The sequence below is a fragment of the Verrucosispora sp. SN26_14.1 genome, from assembly GCF_004307965.1.
In the GTDB taxonomy this organism is placed as follows: Bacteria; Actinomycetota; Actinomycetes; order Mycobacteriales; family Micromonosporaceae; genus Micromonospora.
The window spans coordinates 1-17,291 of sequence record NZ_SISL01000090.1 but is presented as its reverse complement, the minus strand read 5'-3'; the positions used below and the strand labels follow the sequence as shown (position 1 = coordinate 17,291).

Annotated in this window: 18 protein-coding genes; 7 read left to right on the top strand and 11 right to left on the bottom strand. The window is 72.4% G+C overall.

The genetic code is table 11. The features are described 5' to 3' along the window. Together EYA84_RS11410 and EYA84_RS11405 are read right to left on the bottom strand one after the other, a co-directional pair. Window positions 1–840: RNA polymerase sigma factor (locus EYA84_RS11410; RefSeq protein ID WP_394347560.1), on the bottom strand; the 840-nt coding region annotated here is incomplete at its 3' end. Continuing rightward, on the bottom strand, window positions 837–1,205 hold the full coding sequence (locus EYA84_RS11405) for a YciI family protein (RefSeq protein WP_131053010.1): 369 nt from the start codon (window positions 1,203–1,205) through the stop codon (window positions 837–839). The genes EYA84_RS11410 and EYA84_RS11405, both read right to left, overlap by 4 nt. Window positions 1,206–1,493: 288 nt before the next feature. On the opposite strand from EYA84_RS11405, the gene EYA84_RS11400 reads away from it, so the two are divergent. Both EYA84_RS11400 and EYA84_RS11395 read left to right on the top strand, forming a co-directional pair. Further along, window positions 1,494–1,763 (top strand): hypothetical protein, encoded by a 270-nt coding sequence (locus tag EYA84_RS11400; RefSeq protein WP_131053009.1) that lies wholly within the window; start codon window positions 1,494–1,496, stop codon window positions 1,761–1,763. After that, window positions 1,763–2,800: a hypothetical protein gene (locus EYA84_RS11395; RefSeq protein WP_131053008.1), complete on the top strand. Its 1,038-nt coding sequence runs from the start codon at window positions 1,763–1,765 to the stop codon at window positions 2,798–2,800. The genes EYA84_RS11400 and EYA84_RS11395 overlap by 1 nt, the downstream gene beginning before the upstream one ends. Window positions 2,801–2,803: 3 nt before the next feature. On the opposite strand, the gene EYA84_RS11390 is transcribed toward EYA84_RS11395, so the two are convergent. Further along, window positions 2,804–3,964, bottom strand: coding sequence for a hypothetical protein (locus tag EYA84_RS11390; protein ID WP_131053007.1), 1,161 nt, complete (start codon window positions 3,962–3,964; stop codon window positions 2,804–2,806). Then, on the bottom strand, window positions 3,961–4,485 hold the full coding sequence (locus EYA84_RS11385) for a SigE family RNA polymerase sigma factor (protein WP_131053006.1): 525 nt from the start codon (window positions 4,483–4,485) through the stop codon (window positions 3,961–3,963). The genes EYA84_RS11390 and EYA84_RS11385 overlap by 4 nt, the downstream gene beginning before the upstream one ends. Window positions 4,486–4,615: 130 nt before the next feature. Between EYA84_RS11385 and EYA84_RS11380 the strand changes: the two genes are divergently transcribed. The 3 genes from EYA84_RS11380 to EYA84_RS11370 are packed head-to-tail and all read left to right on the top strand — an operon-like array spanning window position 4,616 to window position 6,587. After that, entirely contained in the window at window positions 4,616–4,987 is a 372-nt protein-coding gene (locus EYA84_RS11380) for a GntR family transcriptional regulator (RefSeq protein WP_236145711.1), read from the top strand. After that, the gene (locus EYA84_RS11375) at window positions 4,984–5,895 is read left to right on the top strand and encodes an ABC transporter ATP-binding protein (RefSeq protein ID WP_131053005.1); all 912 of its coding nucleotides are present in this window, start codon (window positions 4,984–4,986) and stop codon (window positions 5,893–5,895) included. Before EYA84_RS11380 ends, EYA84_RS11375 begins: the two co-directional genes overlap by 4 nt. Continuing rightward, window positions 5,892–6,587 (top strand): ABC transporter permease, encoded by a 696-nt coding sequence (locus EYA84_RS11370; protein WP_131053004.1) that lies wholly within the window; start codon window positions 5,892–5,894, stop codon window positions 6,585–6,587. Before EYA84_RS11375 ends, EYA84_RS11370 begins: the two co-directional genes overlap by 4 nt. Window positions 6,588–6,683: 96 nt before the next feature. Here the strand turns inward: EYA84_RS11370 and EYA84_RS11365 are convergent, their stop codons facing one another. The 3 genes from EYA84_RS11365 to EYA84_RS11355 form a co-directional block, all read right to left on the bottom strand. Further along, on the bottom strand, window positions 6,684–8,852 hold the full coding sequence (locus tag EYA84_RS11365) for a carbohydrate-binding module family 20 domain-containing protein (protein ID WP_131053003.1): 2,169 nt from the start codon (window positions 8,850–8,852) through the stop codon (window positions 6,684–6,686). 213 nt (window positions 8,853–9,065) lie between these two features. Then, on the bottom strand, window positions 9,066–10,583 hold the full coding sequence (locus tag EYA84_RS11360) for a DUF6297 family protein (protein WP_131053002.1): 1,518 nt from the start codon (window positions 10,581–10,583) through the stop codon (window positions 9,066–9,068). Window positions 10,584–10,588: 5 nt separating this feature from the next. After that, on the bottom strand, window positions 10,589–11,242 hold the full coding sequence (locus EYA84_RS11355) for an ATP-binding cassette domain-containing protein (protein WP_131053001.1): 654 nt from the start codon (window positions 11,240–11,242) through the stop codon (window positions 10,589–10,591). A 64-nt stretch (window positions 11,243–11,306) separates the two neighbouring features. Here EYA84_RS11355 and EYA84_RS11350 point away from each other — a divergent pair, with 64 nt between their 5' ends. After that, a complete protein-coding gene (locus EYA84_RS11350; protein WP_131053000.1) occupies window positions 11,307–12,236 on the top strand; it encodes an LLM class F420-dependent oxidoreductase in 930 nt (309 codons plus the stop codon). Between the two features lie 61 nt (window positions 12,237–12,297). On the opposite strand, the gene EYA84_RS11345 is transcribed toward EYA84_RS11350, so the two are convergent. Next, window positions 12,298–12,681, bottom strand: coding sequence for a thrombospondin type 3 repeat-containing protein (locus EYA84_RS11345; protein WP_131052999.1), 384 nt, complete (start codon window positions 12,679–12,681; stop codon window positions 12,298–12,300). Window positions 12,682–12,740: 59 nt separating this feature from the next. On the opposite strand from EYA84_RS11345, the gene EYA84_RS11340 reads away from it, so the two are divergent. Beyond that, on the top strand, window positions 12,741–13,976 hold the full coding sequence (locus tag EYA84_RS11340) for a D-arabinono-1,4-lactone oxidase (protein WP_131052998.1): 1,236 nt from the start codon (window positions 12,741–12,743) through the stop codon (window positions 13,974–13,976). A 4-nt stretch (window positions 13,977–13,980) separates the two neighbouring features. Here EYA84_RS11340 and EYA84_RS11335 read toward each other — a convergent pair whose 3' ends face one another. The 3 genes from EYA84_RS11335 to EYA84_RS11325 all read right to left on the bottom strand — a co-directional run bounded on the left by EYA84_RS11335 (window position 13,981) and on the right by EYA84_RS11325 (window position 17,212). Then, window positions 13,981–15,120 carry a site-2 protease family protein gene (locus EYA84_RS11335; RefSeq protein ID WP_131052997.1) on the bottom strand — a complete coding sequence of 380 codons (1,140 nt, stop codon included), beginning with the start codon at window positions 15,118–15,120 and terminating at the stop codon, window positions 13,981–13,983. A gap of 375 nt (window positions 15,121–15,495) precedes the next feature. Beyond that, window positions 15,496–16,230, bottom strand: a complete 735-nt coding sequence (locus tag EYA84_RS11330) for a hypothetical protein (RefSeq protein ID WP_131052996.1) — start codon at window positions 16,228–16,230, stop codon at window positions 15,496–15,498. A gap of 79 nt (window positions 16,231–16,309) precedes the next feature. Next, window positions 16,310–17,212, bottom strand: coding sequence for a L,D-transpeptidase (locus EYA84_RS11325; RefSeq protein WP_236145710.1), 903 nt, complete (start codon window positions 17,210–17,212; stop codon window positions 16,310–16,312). Window positions 17,213–17,291: the final 79 nt, after the last annotated feature.

The window sequence follows — 17,291 nt, the reverse complement described above, 5'->3', positions numbered from 1 at the left end:
CGCGACCAGCGCGCAGCCCTCGGCGATCGCCGCCCGGTCCCACCACCGACGGTCCTGGTCGGCCAGCGGCACCAGGTCGCCGTCCGGGCCGACCCGGGCCGCCGCCCGCGCCTCCGTCAGCAGCATCAACGCGAGCAGCCCGGCCGTCTCCCCGTCGTCCGGCAGCCGCTCGTGCAACCGGCGGGTCAGCCGTAGCGCCTGCCGGGTCAGGTCGGCGCGACGCAGCTCGGGGCCGCTGCTGGCGCTGTACCCCTCGTTGAACATCAGATACAGCACCTGCCGGACCACGGCCAGCCGACGGCCCCGGTCCGCCGCCTGCGGCGGGGCGAACCGTGCGCCCGCCTCGCGCAACCGCTGTTTGGCCCGCACGATCCGCTGCCCCATGGTCTTCTCCGGCACCAGGAACGCGGCGGCCACCTCGGCGGTGGTGAGCCCACCGACCGCCCGCAGGGTGAGCGCGAGTTGCGCCGGTGCGGGCAGCGCCGGATGGCAGCAGAGCAGGAACAGCTCCAGCAGGTCGTCGCGGGGCGGTGCGGTGGCGTCCGGCGGTGGGGCGACGAGCGCGTCCCGCGGCAGGGCGTCGTGGGCGTTCCGTTCCCGGCGGGTCCGAGCCGCCTCGGTGCGGACCTGGTCGACGTAGCGGCGGGCGGCCACGGTGTGCAGCCAGCCCGAGGGATGTTCCGGTACGCCCTCGCGCGGCCACGCCTCGACGGCGGCGACCAGCGCCTCCTGCACCGCGTCCTCGGCGGTGGCGAAGTCGCCGTAGCGGCGTACCAGGGTGCCCAGCACCTGCGGGGCGAGCCGGCGCAGCAGGTCGGCGGTGGCCTCGTCCAGGCTCAGTTCCCGGCTCCGTGGGTCATCAGCGGCCAGACCTCCAGACCGCCGCCGATCCCGGTGCCCATCCGCAGCCCCGGGTACGACCGGGCGATCTCCAGCGCACGCTGCTCACTGTCCACGTCGATGACGAAGTACGACCCGACGTACTCCTTGGCCTCCAGGTACGGCCCGTCGGTGACGACCGGCGCGGCGTCAACCATGCGGACCGCGCGGGGGCGGGTCTCCAGGCCCTGCGAGTCGACCAGTTCGCCGGAGTCGCGCAGCGCCTGGTTGAAGGCGTCCACCTCGCCGATCAGCGTGGCCAGGTCGCCGTCCGGCAGGCTGCCCCAGATCTCGTCGTTGCCGTAGATCAGCATCAGGTACTTCATGTGCCATCCTCATAAGAATCGATATGTCCGTAAATAGACAGGACGACAGGTCCTCTCCTGACGCACTGTTGTAGCAGGTGAAGCGGCTGCGGACGGCGGGCCACGTCCGACGGGCCGCCTGCGGGTCGGGCGGACGCCCGCCCCCCGCCCGACAGCGACGTCGCCACCGTCATCACGCCGGATCCTCCACCGGAGCGGACACCTGCCCGCTCCGGCCGCCGCCGCATCTCCCGCCGGGCCGACGGGGCACTCCGCCGGTCACGGCGATCGAGCCAGGAAGGCGCAGCCATGGCCGCTCCCACCGTCACCGCCGCCCTCAACGCGAGCACCTACGCCCCCGGGGCGCAGATGCTGCTCACCGTCACCTACGGCGACCCGGACACCAAGACGCTCACCGTCACCGTCGTGGTCACCGACGCGCAGGGCAACAGCAGCGCGCCGGCCAAGGTCACCGCCGTCATCGACCCACTCACCGTCGCCGTCACCGACAGCTCGGGCCGCACCTGGACGCGGGTGTCGGACAACGGCGCGGTGGCCGTGTACCGGGCGGTGGCGTGATGGCCCGGGTCACCGTCACCGTGCGCGACTCCACCGGGCAGGCCGCCACCGCCGCCGTCGACTACGCGATCACGCCGCCGGTGCTCGGCGGCTACTACCTGTCCGGGAACGCCGACCCGACCGCCGACATGGCCGGGGGCAACTTCCGGTCGCTGACCCAGTACCGCAGCTTCGCCGACAGCTACGTCTTCCCCGGCTACAACCGCCCGTGGCTGGTCACCCTCGGCCGGGGTGGGATCCAGATCAACATGGTGCTGGAGCTCAAGCACTACGGGGCGACCGACACCGGGGCGCAGACCTTCACCGTCGACGGGGTGCGCTACGTCGTGCCCGCTCCGGCGATGACCATCCAGCAGCGTCCCGGCGCGGTCTGGCCGAAGGCGTACGGCTACGGCCAGGTGCTCGCCGGGCAGTGCGACGGACTCTTCGCCCGGGCGCTGTCGCAGTACCGCACCATGGGGTTCGGGGTGAACATCCAGCTCGCCTCCGAGCTGGACACCGACCACGAGTTCGGCACCACCGAGTCCGGCCGGGCGTACACCTGGGCGGAGTCGGACGCCCGTGCGGTGCAGGCGATGACGTACATCGTGAACTGGTTCCGGGCCAAGGCGCTGCCGCAGGGGACCACCTTCTCGGTCGGTCTCGGCGGCTTCGACCGGCCCTGCTTCCAGCGCACCCACCCGGAGTCGTTGATGTCGCGGCTGGACTTCCTCCAATGGAACGTCTACGCCACCAGCGCCTCGCACACCGCACTGGACCGGTTCCGCCGGACGAAGGACTGGGCCGTGGCCGACCTCGGCCCGGTGGCCCTGTCCCGCCCGGTGCTCATCGCCGAGTGGGGGGTACGCGCCGCCGAGATCCCCGACCAGCCGGCCTGGATCGCCACCGTGCCGGCCGCCATCGCCCGGCTCAACGCCGAGCGCGGTCCGATCATCGCCCGCACCAACTACTTCAACTCCGGCTGGGGCACGCTCAGCCCGAAGGCACCCGGACTGGCCGCCCTCCGGGCCGCGTACGCCCGCCCCCCGTACGCCTGACCGCTACGGGGCGGGCGGCGGGCCGAGCAGGTCGGTGAGCGCGTCGAGCAACGGTGCGGTGACCTGCTTGTTGGCACCGTAGAAGTGCCGGGCGCTGCGGCAGGGGATGTGCCGGACCCAGAACTCGGCCGTGGCACCGGTCGCGTCGGCCACGGTCAGCGTGTCGAACGCGGTGGGCGCGGGATAGCCCGGCCACCCGCCGCAGTCGCTGCTCATGGCCTTTCGGTCGAACGTGCCGTTGAGCACCGGGCGCAGGTCGTCGGCTCCCGCGCGCCGCCGCTCCTGCCGGACCAGTTCGGCGGTGCCGTCGTCCACCTCGTACCGACAGGCGGTGACCTCGACCAGAGGGGTCGGCAGGACCGTGTCGTAGGGGTCGCTGTTGTCGAGCCGGATCCGGTCCGGTGGCCCCGGGTTGGACGGCTTGTTCCGTACCCGGTCGGCGGGGATCGTGACCGGGCAGTCCGGGCTGGTGATCGTGGCCGGGTCGGTGGTGGCGACGAGTTGTGCCCGGTACCGGTCGAGGAACGTCGAGAAGACCTCGGAGTCCAGCGCCCGCCCGTGCGTGGCAGTGATCGACACCCGGCAGTTCGCGTTCGTCCAGACGGTCACCGGCTCGCGGTCGGGGTAGCGCAGCACCAGGACGGTCACCTCGTTGCGCGCTGCGGCGTTGCACATCGGCCTGCCGTCGGGTGTCGCTCGCCCCCGTCCGTCGACCGGTTGAGGCGGCTGGGCGTTGAGCAGGCGGACGATCTCGTCCACCCCGGCGGTGAGGGTACGCGGGCCAGGGCGCTCGTGGACCACCCCAGCGGTCCCGACCTGCACCTCGCAGTTGGTGATCTCGACGGCTCCGGGCGGGACGAGTGGTTCGTCGTCGTAGCGCACGGCGTCCAGGTCGGGCTCTCCAGCGAGGCTGGTCGGGCAGACGACCTCGCCGGTCGGGTCGGTGGTCTGCACGGGTGGGGCGGTCCGGTCCGGCCCCCACAGCGCGGGCAGGCCGACGCCGAGCGCCACGACCAGGGTGACGGCCGCCGCCGTGCCGGTGACCACCCGGCGACGGTGTCGGCGTACCCGGATCCCGACCTCGGCGATGCGGTCGTGCGGGGTGGGCAGCGGGGGGACGGCGTCGGCGAACAGGTGGCGGATGTCCTCGTCGTCACGGCTCACGACACGACCTTCCGTTGGGTGAACAGGTCCAGGTTCGGATCGGTACGCAGGCTGCGTAGGGCACGGGAGGACTGCACCTTCACGGTGTTGGTCGAGCAGCCCAGCACCTCGGCGGTGCGCTCCACGGAGAGGTCCTCGGCGTAGCGCAGCACCACGATCGCCCGTTGCTGGCGGCTGAGGCGGGCCAGCGCGCGGCGAAGCGCGTCCCGGTCGGCCGACTCGCGAGCCAGGTCGCTCGGGCCGGACTGTTCGGGCGGTGCGGCGGCCGGGATCTCGGCCCGCCACCGGCGTCGCCACCACGAGACGTACGTGGTGAACAGGGCGCGTCGCAGGTACGCCTCGGGATGTCCGGTGGACACCGTCGACCAGCGCTGCCATGCGGCGGCGAGCACGGTCTGCAACAGGTCCTCCGCCCGCCCGACGTCGCCGGTCAGCAGCCAGGCCGACCGGAGCAACGCGGGGGACCGGGCTGTCACGAACTCGGCGAAGCCCTCCGGCGGAGCCGGGTGTCCGTCGGTCATGCGCACCTCCCGGTACGTAGACGCGCACACCGGGTCGGAAGGTTAACGGACCGCACCGCGACTTGACAGCGACGCACCGAGGTTGCATGGTTAGTTACATGAGTAGTGAACCGGCCAACCAGGGTGGCGGGTGGCGGGCGTGATGGAGGACGGTCGGCCGATCTTTCTCCAGATCGCCGAGCTGCTGGAGAACTCGATCCTGGACGGGACGCTGGCCGAGGAGGCGCAGGTGCCGTCCACGAACGAGTTGGCGGCCTTCCACCGGATCAACCCGGCGACCGCCGCCAAGGGGGTCAACAAGCTCGTCGACGACGGAACGCTCTACAAGAAACGAGGAATCGGGATGTTCGTCTCCTCCGGCGCCCGCGCCACGCTGCGCGGTCGACGCCGTGACGAGTTCGCCCGGCAGTACGTGCAACCGCTGGTCGCCGAGGCACGCAAGCTCGGCATCGACCCGGCGGAACTCAAGAGCATGATCGACACCTGGGAGGGGGAGCGATGAGCCCCGTCGTCACCGTCACCGACCTCACCAAGAAGTACCGCGGCGTCACGGCGCTGGACCGGGTCAGCTTCTCGCTCGCCGGAAACCGGATCTACGGCCTGCTGGGACGCAACGGCGCCGGCAAGACCACGCTGATGCAGATCCTCACCGCGCAGAACTTCGCCACCTCCGGCGAGGTCGCGGTCTTCGGGCAGCACCCTTACGAGAACGAGGGCGTGCTGTCCCGGATCTCGTTCATCAAGGAGAGCCAGACCTACCCGTCGAACCTCCAGGTGCGGCACGTGCTGCGGGCCGCCGCCCTGGTCCACCCCGGGTGGGACGAGGCGTTCGCGCAGCAGTTGGTCGAGGACTTCCGGCTGCCGCCGCGCCGCAACGTCCGCAAGCTCTCCCGGGGCATGCTCTCGGCGCTGGGCATCATCGTCGGGCTGGCCACGCGGGCACCGTTGACCTTCTTCGACGAGCCCTACCTCGGCCTGGACGCGGTGGCCCGGCAGATCTTCTACGACCGGCTGCTGGCCGACTACACCGAACACCCCCGCACGATCGTGCTCTCGACCCACCTCATCGACGAGGTCAGCGACCTGATCGAGCACGTGCTGCTGGTCGACGCCGGACGGCTGCTGCTCGACGAGGAGGCGGAGGCCCTGCGCGGCCAGGTGCTCACCGTCGCCGGCCCGGTCGCGGCGGTGGACGAGTTCAGCCGTACCGCCACCGAACTGCACCGGGTGCTGCTCGGCGGCACGGCCCGCGCCACCGTACGCGGTGACTTCGGCCCGGCGGACCAGGAGCGTGCCCGGTCCCTGGGCCTGGCCCTGGAGGCCGCGTCGTTGCAGGACACCGTCGTGCGCCTGACCACCTCGGCCGACGGACACGCCGCCGGCGCGACCAGCACGGAGGCTGTCCGATGAACCGTGCCCTGACCGTCGCCCGGCTTCAGTTCGTCGCCTGGCCCAGCGTGGTCGGCTGGCCCTGGGGGATCCTCGCCCTCAGCTTCCTCATCAACCTGGCGCTCTTCAGCTCGATGAACGAGTCGACCGATTCCACACCGACCACGGGTGGACTGGCCAGCATCTACGTCGTGATGTTCGTCGCCTGCGTCAACAGCATCACTCAGGACTTCCCGTTCGCGATCGGACTGGGCATCTCGCGCCGCAACTTCTACCTCGGCAACGTGCTCACCTTCGGCGCCCAGGCGATCGTCTACGCGGCCGCGCTCTATCTGCTCGCCGTCGTCGAGGAGGCCACCGCAGGCTGGGGCGTCGGCCTGACCTTCTTCGGCATACCGTTCCTCTGGGTGGAGAACCCGGTGCTGCGCTTCCTCGGCTTCGCGATCCCGTTCCTGCTGCTCGGCTTCCTGGGGATCGCGATCGCTCTGGTGTTCAAGCGGTGGGGCGTCAACGGCATGCTCGCCCTGAGCACCGTGGCGCTGGTCGTGATCGGTGGAGCCGTGGTGCTGGCGACCTGGCGTGGCTGGTGGTCGGCGATCGGTGGCTGGTTCGCCGACCAGTCGGGCGCCGTCCTCCTGGTGGGCTGGCCGGCGCTGCTCACGCTGCCACTCGCCGCCGTCAGCTATCTGATCATCCGGCGCGCGACCCCCTGACCGTCGACGCGCCGAGGCCCGACCCGGTCGACCGGGCGGAACGGGGGCGGCCCCTCCCGACACGACGTCGGGAGGGGCCGCTGTGTTCGGTCGCGGTCAGCGCCAGGTGTCGGTCAGGGTGACCGCGCCGGTGGCGGTGGCGGTGCGGTTGGCGCCCGACTCCCAGACCACCTGGCCCGAGTCGGTGCGCTTGACGTACTTGTAGGAGAACGCGGTGCCGGTCGGCAGGTTCAGCCCGCCGGTCCAGAGCGGGTAGGCGGTCGGCGACAGGCGGACCCCCTTGGCCGGGTCCCAGCCGCCGAGCGCGGGCAGGTCGCCGACGACATAGAGGTGCTGGCCGAGCGTGGTGGTGGCGGTCGCCCGAAAGGAGACCGTGGTGGCGGCCGGCGGGGTGCTGACCGGCTGGTTCCAGGTGGCGGTCAGAGCGGTGCCGGCGGTGCCGGTGCGGTTGGGGTCGTTCTCCCACTGCACCGAGCCGTTGCTGACCTTGACCAGCTTCCACTCGAACGCGGTGCCCGCCGGCACCGACACCGAGCCCGTCCAGGTCGGATAGCTGCCCGAGGTGGTGGAGAGCTTCACCCCGTTCGCGGGGTTCCAGGAGCCGAGCGCCGGGATCGAGCCGACGACGTACACCTCCTGGCCGGGGTCGGTGGAGACGGTGGCGGTGAACCGGGTGGAACCGGCCGGGACCGTCGGGCTCGCGGTCGGGGTCGGCGAGCCGGTCGGGGTCACCGTCGGGGTGGGCGTGGCGCCGTCCAGTCGGGCCTCGACGTGCAGGGCGACCGCCTGGTCTGCGGCGATCGACGCGGTGAAGGCGCCACCGGAGACGGTCACCGCGCCGCCGGGGCAGGCCCCGGTGGACCGGTCGTACGCGCCGCGACCGACGTTGCAGTAGCGGCCGTCCGGCAACGAGGTGGCGAAGCTGCGGCTCCAGGCGCTGGTGGTGGCGTTGAAGGCGGCGTACCCCCGGTTGCCCCGGGCGAAGGCCAACCGTCCGTTGCCGTCGGTGACCACCGATCCGATGCCGGTGCCGGCGACCGCGTTGCGGAAGCCCGGCATGCCCGCCACCCCCGCGTTGCGGTGCTCGCAGATCCAGGCGCCACCGGTGCAGTCGGCGGCCAGCGTGGTGCCGTTGGACGAGCTGGGCGGGCCCTGCCCGTGCACGGAGCCGAACGCGTAGCTCGACATGAGCTGGGGCCGACCGTACGGGTGGGCCATCATGAACGTGTCCGCCAGGTAGTAGCGGGCGCCGCTCTTGTAGGTCAGCGTCGGGTTCTCACGCTGGGTGTCGTGGTTGTCGACGAAGACGACCGCCTGTGCGGCGGTGAGTCCACCGTAGTTCGGCAGGTTGCCCAACTGGGCGATGTTGCCGTCGCGGAACGCCGAGGAGACGGCGCGCTGGTAGTCGAAGTTGGTCACCCCGCCGTACGGCGCGTACGCGGTGTAGGGGATCGTCCCGTCGCCGTACACCTCGTGGAACAGGTCCGGTCGACCGCCGAAGCCGGGTACGTCCCGCAACCGGTTGATGATGTCGCCCAGGTGCGCCTCTTGGACGTGCTTGGCGGCGTCCACCCGGAAGCCGGCCACCCCCAGGTCGATGACCGCGTTCATGTACTTGGCGATCTTGCGGCGTACCTCGGGATCGGCGGTGTTCAGGTCGGCCAGGTCGAGCAGCTCGCAGTCCTGGACCTCCTGCTTGTTGCCCCAGTTGCTGATCCGCCGGTAGCAGGGTGCGAAGTCGCCGTAGCCGTAGGCGTCGCCGGAGCCGTCGTTGAAGAGGTTGGGGTAGCTGTACTTGCCGTAGACGGTGCCGGCGCTGCCCGGACCGCTGCCCGCCGAACCGGTGCCGCTCATGTGGTTGAGCACCATGTCCACATAGATCTTCACGCCCTGGGCGCGGCAGCGCTCGACCATGTCGACGAACTGGGCCTTGGTGCCGCGTCGGGTCGAGTCCAACCGGTACGACACCGGTTGGTAGTCCTGCCACCACGGGTACGTGGCGCCTTCGGCGCTGGGCAGCACCACGTGCTCCTGCGGCGGGGAGACCTGCACGCCGCCCCAGCCCTGGGGCCCGAGGGTGCTCTCGCACTCCTGTGCGACGGAGTCCCACCGCCACTGGAACAGGTGGACGATCGCGTCGCCGTTGGCGCGTACGTCGGCTGCACTGGCCGGCGCGGTGCCGGCGGCGACGACGGTGAGACCGACCGCGACCAGTGTCGCGGCCAGTGCCGCGGGTATCGCGGCGCGGGGACGGGGGATTCGCACGGGCCCTCCTCGGGGGACGGTCAGGCAGACGTGGTGACAGCACGGCTTCCTGCAAGTTATGCAAGAAGTTGCGGTGATGGCGTGACCGTAACAGTGACGTCGATGCTTGGGAACCTCTGATTCACAAGTCGATCCGACTTGCCACCAGCATCTTGCGGACAGTTGTAAACGCTGCAAGAATTTGCGTCCACTTCGACCGGAACGGCCGGTGACTCACACCCGGGGACGGCGGCCGTCCGTGCCGAAGCGCAGATAGGCCAGCACCGCCAGCACCGCGCAGGCGGCCTGGGCGGCGACCCAGGCCCAGCCCGGTTGCACCGGACCCAGGAGGGCGACCACCGTGGGCGTCGCGAACAGCAGCACGTCCGTGCCGTTGAACAGCCACAGCACCGGGCCGGGCGAGAAGGCGCCCATCGGGGTGACGACCAGCGGCAGGGAGTGGTCGATCCGGCCCGTCTGCGCCCGCCGGACGGCCATCATCGCGGCCGTCGGGCCGAACGCCAGCCCCAGCGCCCACCAGGGGCCCGGCGGCAGGTCGCCGAGCAACCCCAGCACCGCCACGGCCAGACCGGACCAGGCCGTGGCCAGCACCGTCGGCACGACCAGCCGGATCGCGACCGCCCGTCGACCGGTCAGCCCGAGCAGCCGCAGCAGCGCCGGGTGGGCCGCGTCGCGGCGCAACGCGTCGAGGGTGACCCCGGCGGTGGTGACCGCCCCCAGCACCAGGGCGGTCGCCGGCATCCAGTCCGCACCGGCACTGAGCAACGCGGGCAGCGGAGTCGCCACGGCCAGCCAGCCCAGCCGCCACCCGCGTCGACGCAACACCAGCAGATCCTGTTGCAGCGGCACCAGCCGGCCGAACCGGGGACGCAACGGCCGGGACCGCAGTGCCCGCCGCCGCCAGTACCGTCGCTCGCGCAGGTCGGCGAGGAACGACGGCTCGACGGCGTACGCGGCGTCCAGGTACGTGCCGACGGTCAACGACGGCTCGTGCAGCCGGACGTCGGGCAGGCGCGCCAGGTCGCGGAGGGCCAGGGCGGTCAGGCCCGCGACGACGAGCAGGGCGCCGAGGGTGAGCGGGAGCGGCGGCGCCGCGACACCGGGCAGCGCCGGCAGCGGTCGTACCCGGGCGAGCAGCACCGTCGCGCCCAACGCCACCAGCAGCGCCGGCAACGCCACGTCCAGCATCCGGGCGTACCCGGGGCGATGCTGCGCGGTCACCGCGAGCAACGCCAGGAGCGCACCGACGGCCGTACCCAGGGCGAGCCAGGCGGCCAGGGCGGACCCGGCGACCGGGCGGACCGCCAGTCGGGCGGCGCCGGCCAGCGCCAGCAGTGCGCCGATGACCGCCCCGACCGTGAGTGCCCGCACCAGCGCCGGCAGCAGCAGCCCCCGCCGGGGCACCGGCGCCGGCAGCAACCAGGTCAGCTCACCGCGCCCGAGGACCAACGGGCCCGTCTGACGCAACAGCAGCATCAGGCCGACAGCACCCGCACCCAGCAGCACCAGCACCACGAGCCGGTCCGGCGGGGCCGCCCCCGTCGCCGGCCACATCGCCGACCCGACACCCGGACCGAACATCGCGACCGCGATCGCCACGGTCAGCAGCAGCAGGTACACGTTCTCCAGCGAGAGCGAGGGGGCCCGTTCGGCCCGCTGCCGGCGTACCCAGCGGCGCAGCCTGCGGGCGGTCGGCGGCACCGGCTCCCGGCGGGTAACCGCCTCGCCCACCCGCGTCATGTGCCCGGTTCGGGCGCCGGTGACCCGGTGTGCAGCCGGAGGACCGGACAGTCGAGGGCGGCCACGAAGACCGGATCGTGACTGGCGAACAGCAGGCTCCCACCGGCGGCCAGGTGGTCGCCGAGCAGACCGGCCACCACCGGTCGGATCGCCGCGTCCAGCCGCTGCTCCGGCTCGTCGAGCACCAGCAGCTCCGCCGGGCGGGCCAGGGCGGCGGCCAGCAGCAGCCGCTGCCGCTCGCCCGAGGAGAGCCGGTCCGGGGTGCCGTCGCCGAGATCCCGCAGGCCCAGCACGGAGAGCAGTTCGTCCACCCGACCGTCGGCCGGGTCGTGGCCACCGGCCAACCGGACCAGCTCCACGTGTTCCCGGACGGTCAGTCCGGCGTACCAACTGGGCTGTTCGACGGTGGCGACCACCCGGCGCCAGAACGCGGCCGAGCCGTCGGGCGCGGCCCCGAACACCCGGACCCGGCCCGCGCTCGGGTCGGTCAGGCCGGTGACGCAGCGCAACACGGTGGACTTGCCCGCGCCGTTCTCGCCGACCAGGCAGAGCGCACCGCCCGCCGGCAGGTCGAAGCCGACGTCCCGCACCACGGTCACGCTGCCGAACGCGACGTGCAGGTCCGCGACGGCGACGACCGGTTCACCCACCGCACCACCCTAGATCAACGCCACAAGTCGGGCGGTACGGCTGTGGGCTTTCTATGCTCGGTCCATGGAACTGCGGATCTTCACCGAACCTCAGCAGGGTGCGACCTACGACGACCTGCTGGCCGTGGCCCGGCGTGCCGAGGAGACCGGCTTCGGCGCCTTCTTCCGCTCGGACCACTACCTCAAGATGGGGTCGGTCAGCGGCGAACCGGGCCCCACCGACGCCTGGACGACCCTGGCCGGGCTGGCCCGCGACACCCGCTCGATCCGGCTCGGCACGCTGATGACCGCCGCGACGTTCCGGCTGCCCGGCCCGCTGGCCATCACCGTCGCGCAGGTCGACCAGATGAGCGGCGGCCGGGTCGAACTGGGCATCGGCACCGGGTGGTACGACGCCGAGCACAGCGCGTACGGGATCCCGTTCCCGGCACTCAAGGAACGCTTCGACCGGCTGGACGAGCAGCTCGCCGTGATCACCGGTCTGTGGCGTACCCCGCCGGGGGAGACGTTCGCGTTCACCGGCCGCCACTACCAGGTCAGCGACTCGCCGGCGCTGCCCAAGCCGGTGCAGCAGCCGCACCCGCCGATCCTGCTCGGCGGCATGGGCGCGAAGCGGACCCCGCAGCTCACCGCCAGGTACGCCGACGAGTTCAACCTGCCGTTCGTCTCGATCGACGACACGGTCACCCAGTTCGGGCGGGTCCGTGCCGCCTGCCAGGAGATCGGCCGGAACCCGGACGAGCTGACCTGGTCCAACGCGTTGGTGCTCTGCTGCGGCAAGGACGACGCCGAGGTGGCCCGACGGGCCGCCGTGATCGGCCGGGAACCGGACGAGCTGCGCGAGAACGGGCTGGCCGGCACGCCCGCCGAGGTGGTCGACAAGCTCGGCCGGTACGCCGCCGTGGGCAGCCAGCGGGCCTACCTCCAGGTGCTCGACCTGGGCGACCTGGACCACCTGGACCTGGTCGCCTCGCAGGTGCTGCCGCAGCTCTGAGCGGTGCGGCTGCGCTGCGCGGTGCGGCTGCGCTGCGCGGTGCGGTGTCGACTCCGGCCTGTCAGGGGGCCGGGGTCCGCAGCACGGTCTCCAGCCGCCCGTCCCGGTCGTTGTCGAGGTAGGTGACGTCCGGAATGCCGTCGCCGTCGAGGTCGTACTGCACCACGTCGGCCACGCCGTCGCCGTCGAAGTCGGTGACCACCGAGACCGAACCGTCCAGGTGCCGGCTGACTATCGACCGGGCGCCGCCCTCCATGCGAGGCGGCGGGCCGGGGGTCGGCACCGGCGACGGCGACGGTCCCGGCGACGGCTGCGGGGTCGGCTGGCCCGCCGGGTACGCACCGGCCGGCGCGCTGGCCGGGAACACCCCGCTGCCGGTCGGGTCGATCTCCTCCTCGGAGGGGTACACGTCGCCACGAGGGGCGGGATCACGGTAGCTGCTCATCGGCGTAGGGTTCCCCGACGGAGCCGACGGTAACCGTCGGCGCGGAAGGGGGAGGTCGCGTGTCGACGCAGCGCAACTGGGCGGGCAACATCCGGTACTCCGCGCGGGCGCACCACCGGCCGTCGTCCCTGGACGAGCTGCGCGAGCTGGTCGCCGGCAGCGACCGGATCCGGGCGGTGGGCAGCGGACACTCCTTCAACCGGCTCGGCGACTCCACCGGCGACCTGGTCGACCTCTCCGGGCTGCCGGACACGATCCGTCTCGACGCGCACCGCCGGACCGTCGACGTCCCGGCCGCGATCCGCTACGGCGACCTGGCCACCTGGCTGCACCAGCGGGGGTACGCGCTGGCCAACCTCGCCTCCCTGCCGCACATCTCGGTGGCCGGCGCGGTCGCCACCGGCACCCACGGTTCCGGCGTCACCGTCGGCAACCTGGCCACCGCCGTCGCCGGACTCGAACTGGTCACCGGCACCGGTGACCTGCACACCGTCGACCGGGACTCGGCCGACTTCGCCGGCACGGTCGTCGCCCTCGGCGCACTCGGCGTGGTCACCCGGGTCACCCTGGACGTGGTGCCCACCTACGACGTCCGGCAGTACGTCCGGCTGGACCTGCCGCGCGCCGCGCTGGACGAGGCGCTCGCCGCCGCGTACAGCGTCAGCGTCTTCACCGACTGGCGCTCCACCCTCGGCACCCAGGTCTGGCGCAAGCAGCTCGCCGACCAGCCGCCACCGCCCGCCGACTGGCTCGGCACGACGGCGGCCGACCGGCCCTGGCACCCGGTGCCCGGCATGCCCACGGTCAACTGCACCGAGCAGCTCGGAGTGGCCGGGCCGTGGCACGAGCGGCTGCCGCACTTCCGGCTCGGATTCACCCCGAGCAGCGGCGACGAGCTGCAGTCCGAGTACCACCTGCCGCGCGCCGACGCCGCCGAGGCGCTGGCCGCGCTGGACGAGGTGGCCCACCTGATCGCCCCGGTCTCGCAGACCAGCGAGCTGCGGACGATCGCGGCCGACCGGCTGTGGCTGAGCCCCCAGTACGACCGGGACACCCTCGCCGTCCACTTCACCTGGATCGCCGACACCACACAGGTGCTGCCGGTGCTCGCCGAGGTGGAGCGCGCGCTGGCCCCCTTCGCCCCGCGCCCGCACTGGGGCAAGGTCTTCACGCTGCCGCCCGAGACGATCGCGGCCACGTACCCCCGCTGGGCGGACTTCGCCGCGCTGCTCACCCGGCTGGACCCGGCCGGCAGGTTCCGCACCGGGGAACTGGACCGCCTCTTCCCCCGCTGAGCTGTCATCGGCCCACGTCGACCTGGTCGCGCATCGCGCCGCGCTGCACCGCGCGGCTGATGTCGCTGGGTGAGACGATGCCGACCAGGCGACCGTCGGTGACCACCAGCGCCCGCCCGTCGGCGCAGTCGCTGAGCCGGGGCAGCAGATCGGTGAGCTGCTCGTCGGGGGAGGCCAGCACCAACTCGTCGGAGCGGCAGGCCACCGACTCCAGCGTGGTGCTGCCGCGCGCGTCACTCGGCACTCCGCGTACCCGGTCGAGGGTGACCAGGCCGACCGGCCGACCGTCCTCGGTCAACGGCAGCGCCGTGTGCCGGTACGCGAACAGGTAGTTGTCCACGAAGTCGGCCACCGTCATCTCGCCCGAGGCGGTCTGCGGCTGCGGCGTCATCACGTCGGCCACCCGGATCCCCCGCAGGGCCGAACCCACCCGCGCCTGCCGCTCCTCCAGGCTGGCCGCGCCGATCAGGAACCAGCCGATCAGGGCCAGCCAGAGCCCACCCACACCGGCGCCGGTGAGGAACCGGAACAACCCGAAACCGATCAGCGCCAGACCCAGCACCCACCCGGCCCGCGCCGCCACCACCGTCGCGCGGGTCCGGTCCCCGGTGGCCTTCCACACCGCCGCCCGCAGCAGCCGCCCACCGTCCAGCGGGGCGGCCGGCAGGATGTTGAAGACCGCCAGCAGCAGGTTGATCCCGCCCAGCCAGGCCATCACGCCCAGCCACAACCCCTGCACCCCGGCCAGGCCCAGCAGCATCGCGATCGCCCCGAAGAAGACGCCGATGATCAGGCTGACCAGCGGCCCCACCCCGGCGATGCGCAGCTCGGCACCGGGCGTACGCGCCTCGCCGCGCAGCTCCGCCACCCCACCGAAGAGCCAGAGGGTGATGCCGGTGACGCCCAGCCCGTTGCGCTTGGCCACCACCGCGTGCGACACCTCGTGCGCCAGCAGGCCCAGGAAGAACACGACGGCCGCCGCCAGCCCCGCCAGCACGTACGCGACCACCGACCGGTCCGGGTACGACGCCGGGAACAGGTTGGCCGAGAGCCCCCACCAGATCAGCGCGAAGATGACCAGGACGCTCCAGTTGACCCCGACAGGTACGCCCACGACCCGGCCGAGCCGGAAACTCGCCCTCATGTGTCCGCTGATACCCCCGAAGACCGTGACCATGCCAACGGGGGCGAACACGGGCCGACTCCGGACCGTGCACCGCGCCGCACGCGGCTGCCTGTTCGGTGAGCCGGTAGGCGAAGATCCCCCACGCGAGCAGCACCGGCATGCCGACTGCCGCGACGACCCAGTGCCGCCTGCGGCGTGCAAAGTCCGTTGGCGACACCGCCGACGTGCGGCGATGGCGATCACGACGCCGACGGGGCGCTACCGCCGGCATGCCTCTGCGACCGCTTTAGAGCTGACGGCGTGAACGAGTCACCGGCGTGGCTGGCGACTCGGCCGAGAGCACAGGCGGTGCAGCTCGACAGGAGGCGCGGTTCAGTCCGATGGGGCGGCACGTCACAGAGCCTGTCTGATCGACTCGATCTGGCTCCACAGCAACACTCCCGCCGTACTGATCAGCAGGGACGTCCCGACGAAGACCGGCCAGGATCTCGCGGCCCGGGAGCGTACGAAGAGGAGGGTGACTCCCACCGTGGCCAGCGAGACGCCCATCCCGGCCGCGATGAGCCTGCCGAGGAAGAAGGCGTCGAGGGCGCCCCACGCCCGGAAGGTCAACACGTCGTGGAGCCCTTGGCCGGCTAGCAGCCCCAGGGCCACCCCGGCGGCGACCGATGCCGGTAGCCGTGCACCGCGTCGGATGATCGAGCCCAGACAGCCCAGCACCACGCCGGCGGCGACCGAGGCGACGACCCACAAGGCGGTGTGGCGTCCCACCGACGCCAGGCCCGACGCGGCGGCAGAACTGCCGTCCGCCAACTGGCCGAGATGCCAACGCCGTCCGGCGATCAGGATCAGTCCGTAGTAGGTGACCGTGGCGAGGAGCAACAGCACGGTGGCGTTGACGGGTGCGACCTCGTGCCGTGTCGACGCGTAGCCCGCCAGCAGCGCCGCCATGCCCCAGGCGAAGCCGCTGCTGGCCAGTGTGAGGATGACCAGGCCCCACACTCCCGGCAGTTCGTCGCCGACGAAGGCGAACAGGCCGAGGGCTCCGCCGGCTCCGACTACCGGTACCCACGGCACCTCGCGGCGAATGATCTCGACGCCGGACCGGTGTAGCGCAGGCATCGTCACGGCTGTCACCGTAGGACACGACGCTCGTACCCGTCACGGACCGCGGCGTTCCCCGGTGTGGACCGGCGGCGGGCGGCGTTCAGGCGGTCGAGGGCGGGGCGGGTAGTGCGTCGACGACCACCACGGGGCTGCCCTCGGGTACCTCCGTCAGCAGCAGTCGCTGCCCGCTGGGGGTGAGTCGGATGCAGCCGTTGGTGGTCTGCTGGCCCAGTTCACCGTCGTGGTGCCAGGTGTGGATGCCGATGTGGGCACCGCGCAGCCCGTCCGGCACGGAGGCCGGGTCGTCGGGGACCGAGCCGAGGGCGTAGATGTCCACTCCGCCGTAGACGCTCTCCGGCGGCGGGGTGCGGCCCAGGACGAAGGTGCGGCCCAGCGGTGTCTCCTGGCCGCGCTGACCCAGGCTGACCTGCCAGGTACGCCGGGCGACGCCGTCGCGGTACCAGGTGAGGCGGTACGGTACCCGCTCCACCACGATCTGGTCGCGCAGCGCGACGGTCCGGAAGCCGCCGGGTGGTAGCCAGGCCAGCTTGCGGTTGGCCGACGGCAGCAGGACGGCGGTCCAGCCCCGCTCGCGTCGGGCGATCGGCACGGTGAGCGGCACCTCGCTGATGGTGGGCATCAGGAAGGCCACCGGTCGCCCGCCCGGTCCGTCGTACGCGGCCAGTCGCCGGGTCGGCCGCAGCCCCTCGGTCAACGGGGTGGTGTCCAGGGTGTCCGGGTCGTCGGGGAAACCGGCCGGTGCCGGATCGTAGGCGATCTCGGGCAGGTCGTCCGGTGCCGGTGCCGCCGTCGGGACGGGCTCGTCGAGCGGTGGCAACGTCGTACTCGGGATCTCGGCCCGGTCGCTCGGTCGGGCGACCGGTGCCGGTCCCGCCGAGGGCGTCAGCGCCCACCCCGCGTACGCCGACCCACCCAGCAGTACGGCAACCCCCGCCGCCGCAGCGACCCCCCGTCGCCCCCTGCGCCAATCCCCAATCTGCACAACTAACCCTAACAACCCAAAACCCCCAGAAGCCCCACTTCCCCCACACTGCCCCGCCGCCACTAACCCCCGCCCCTGC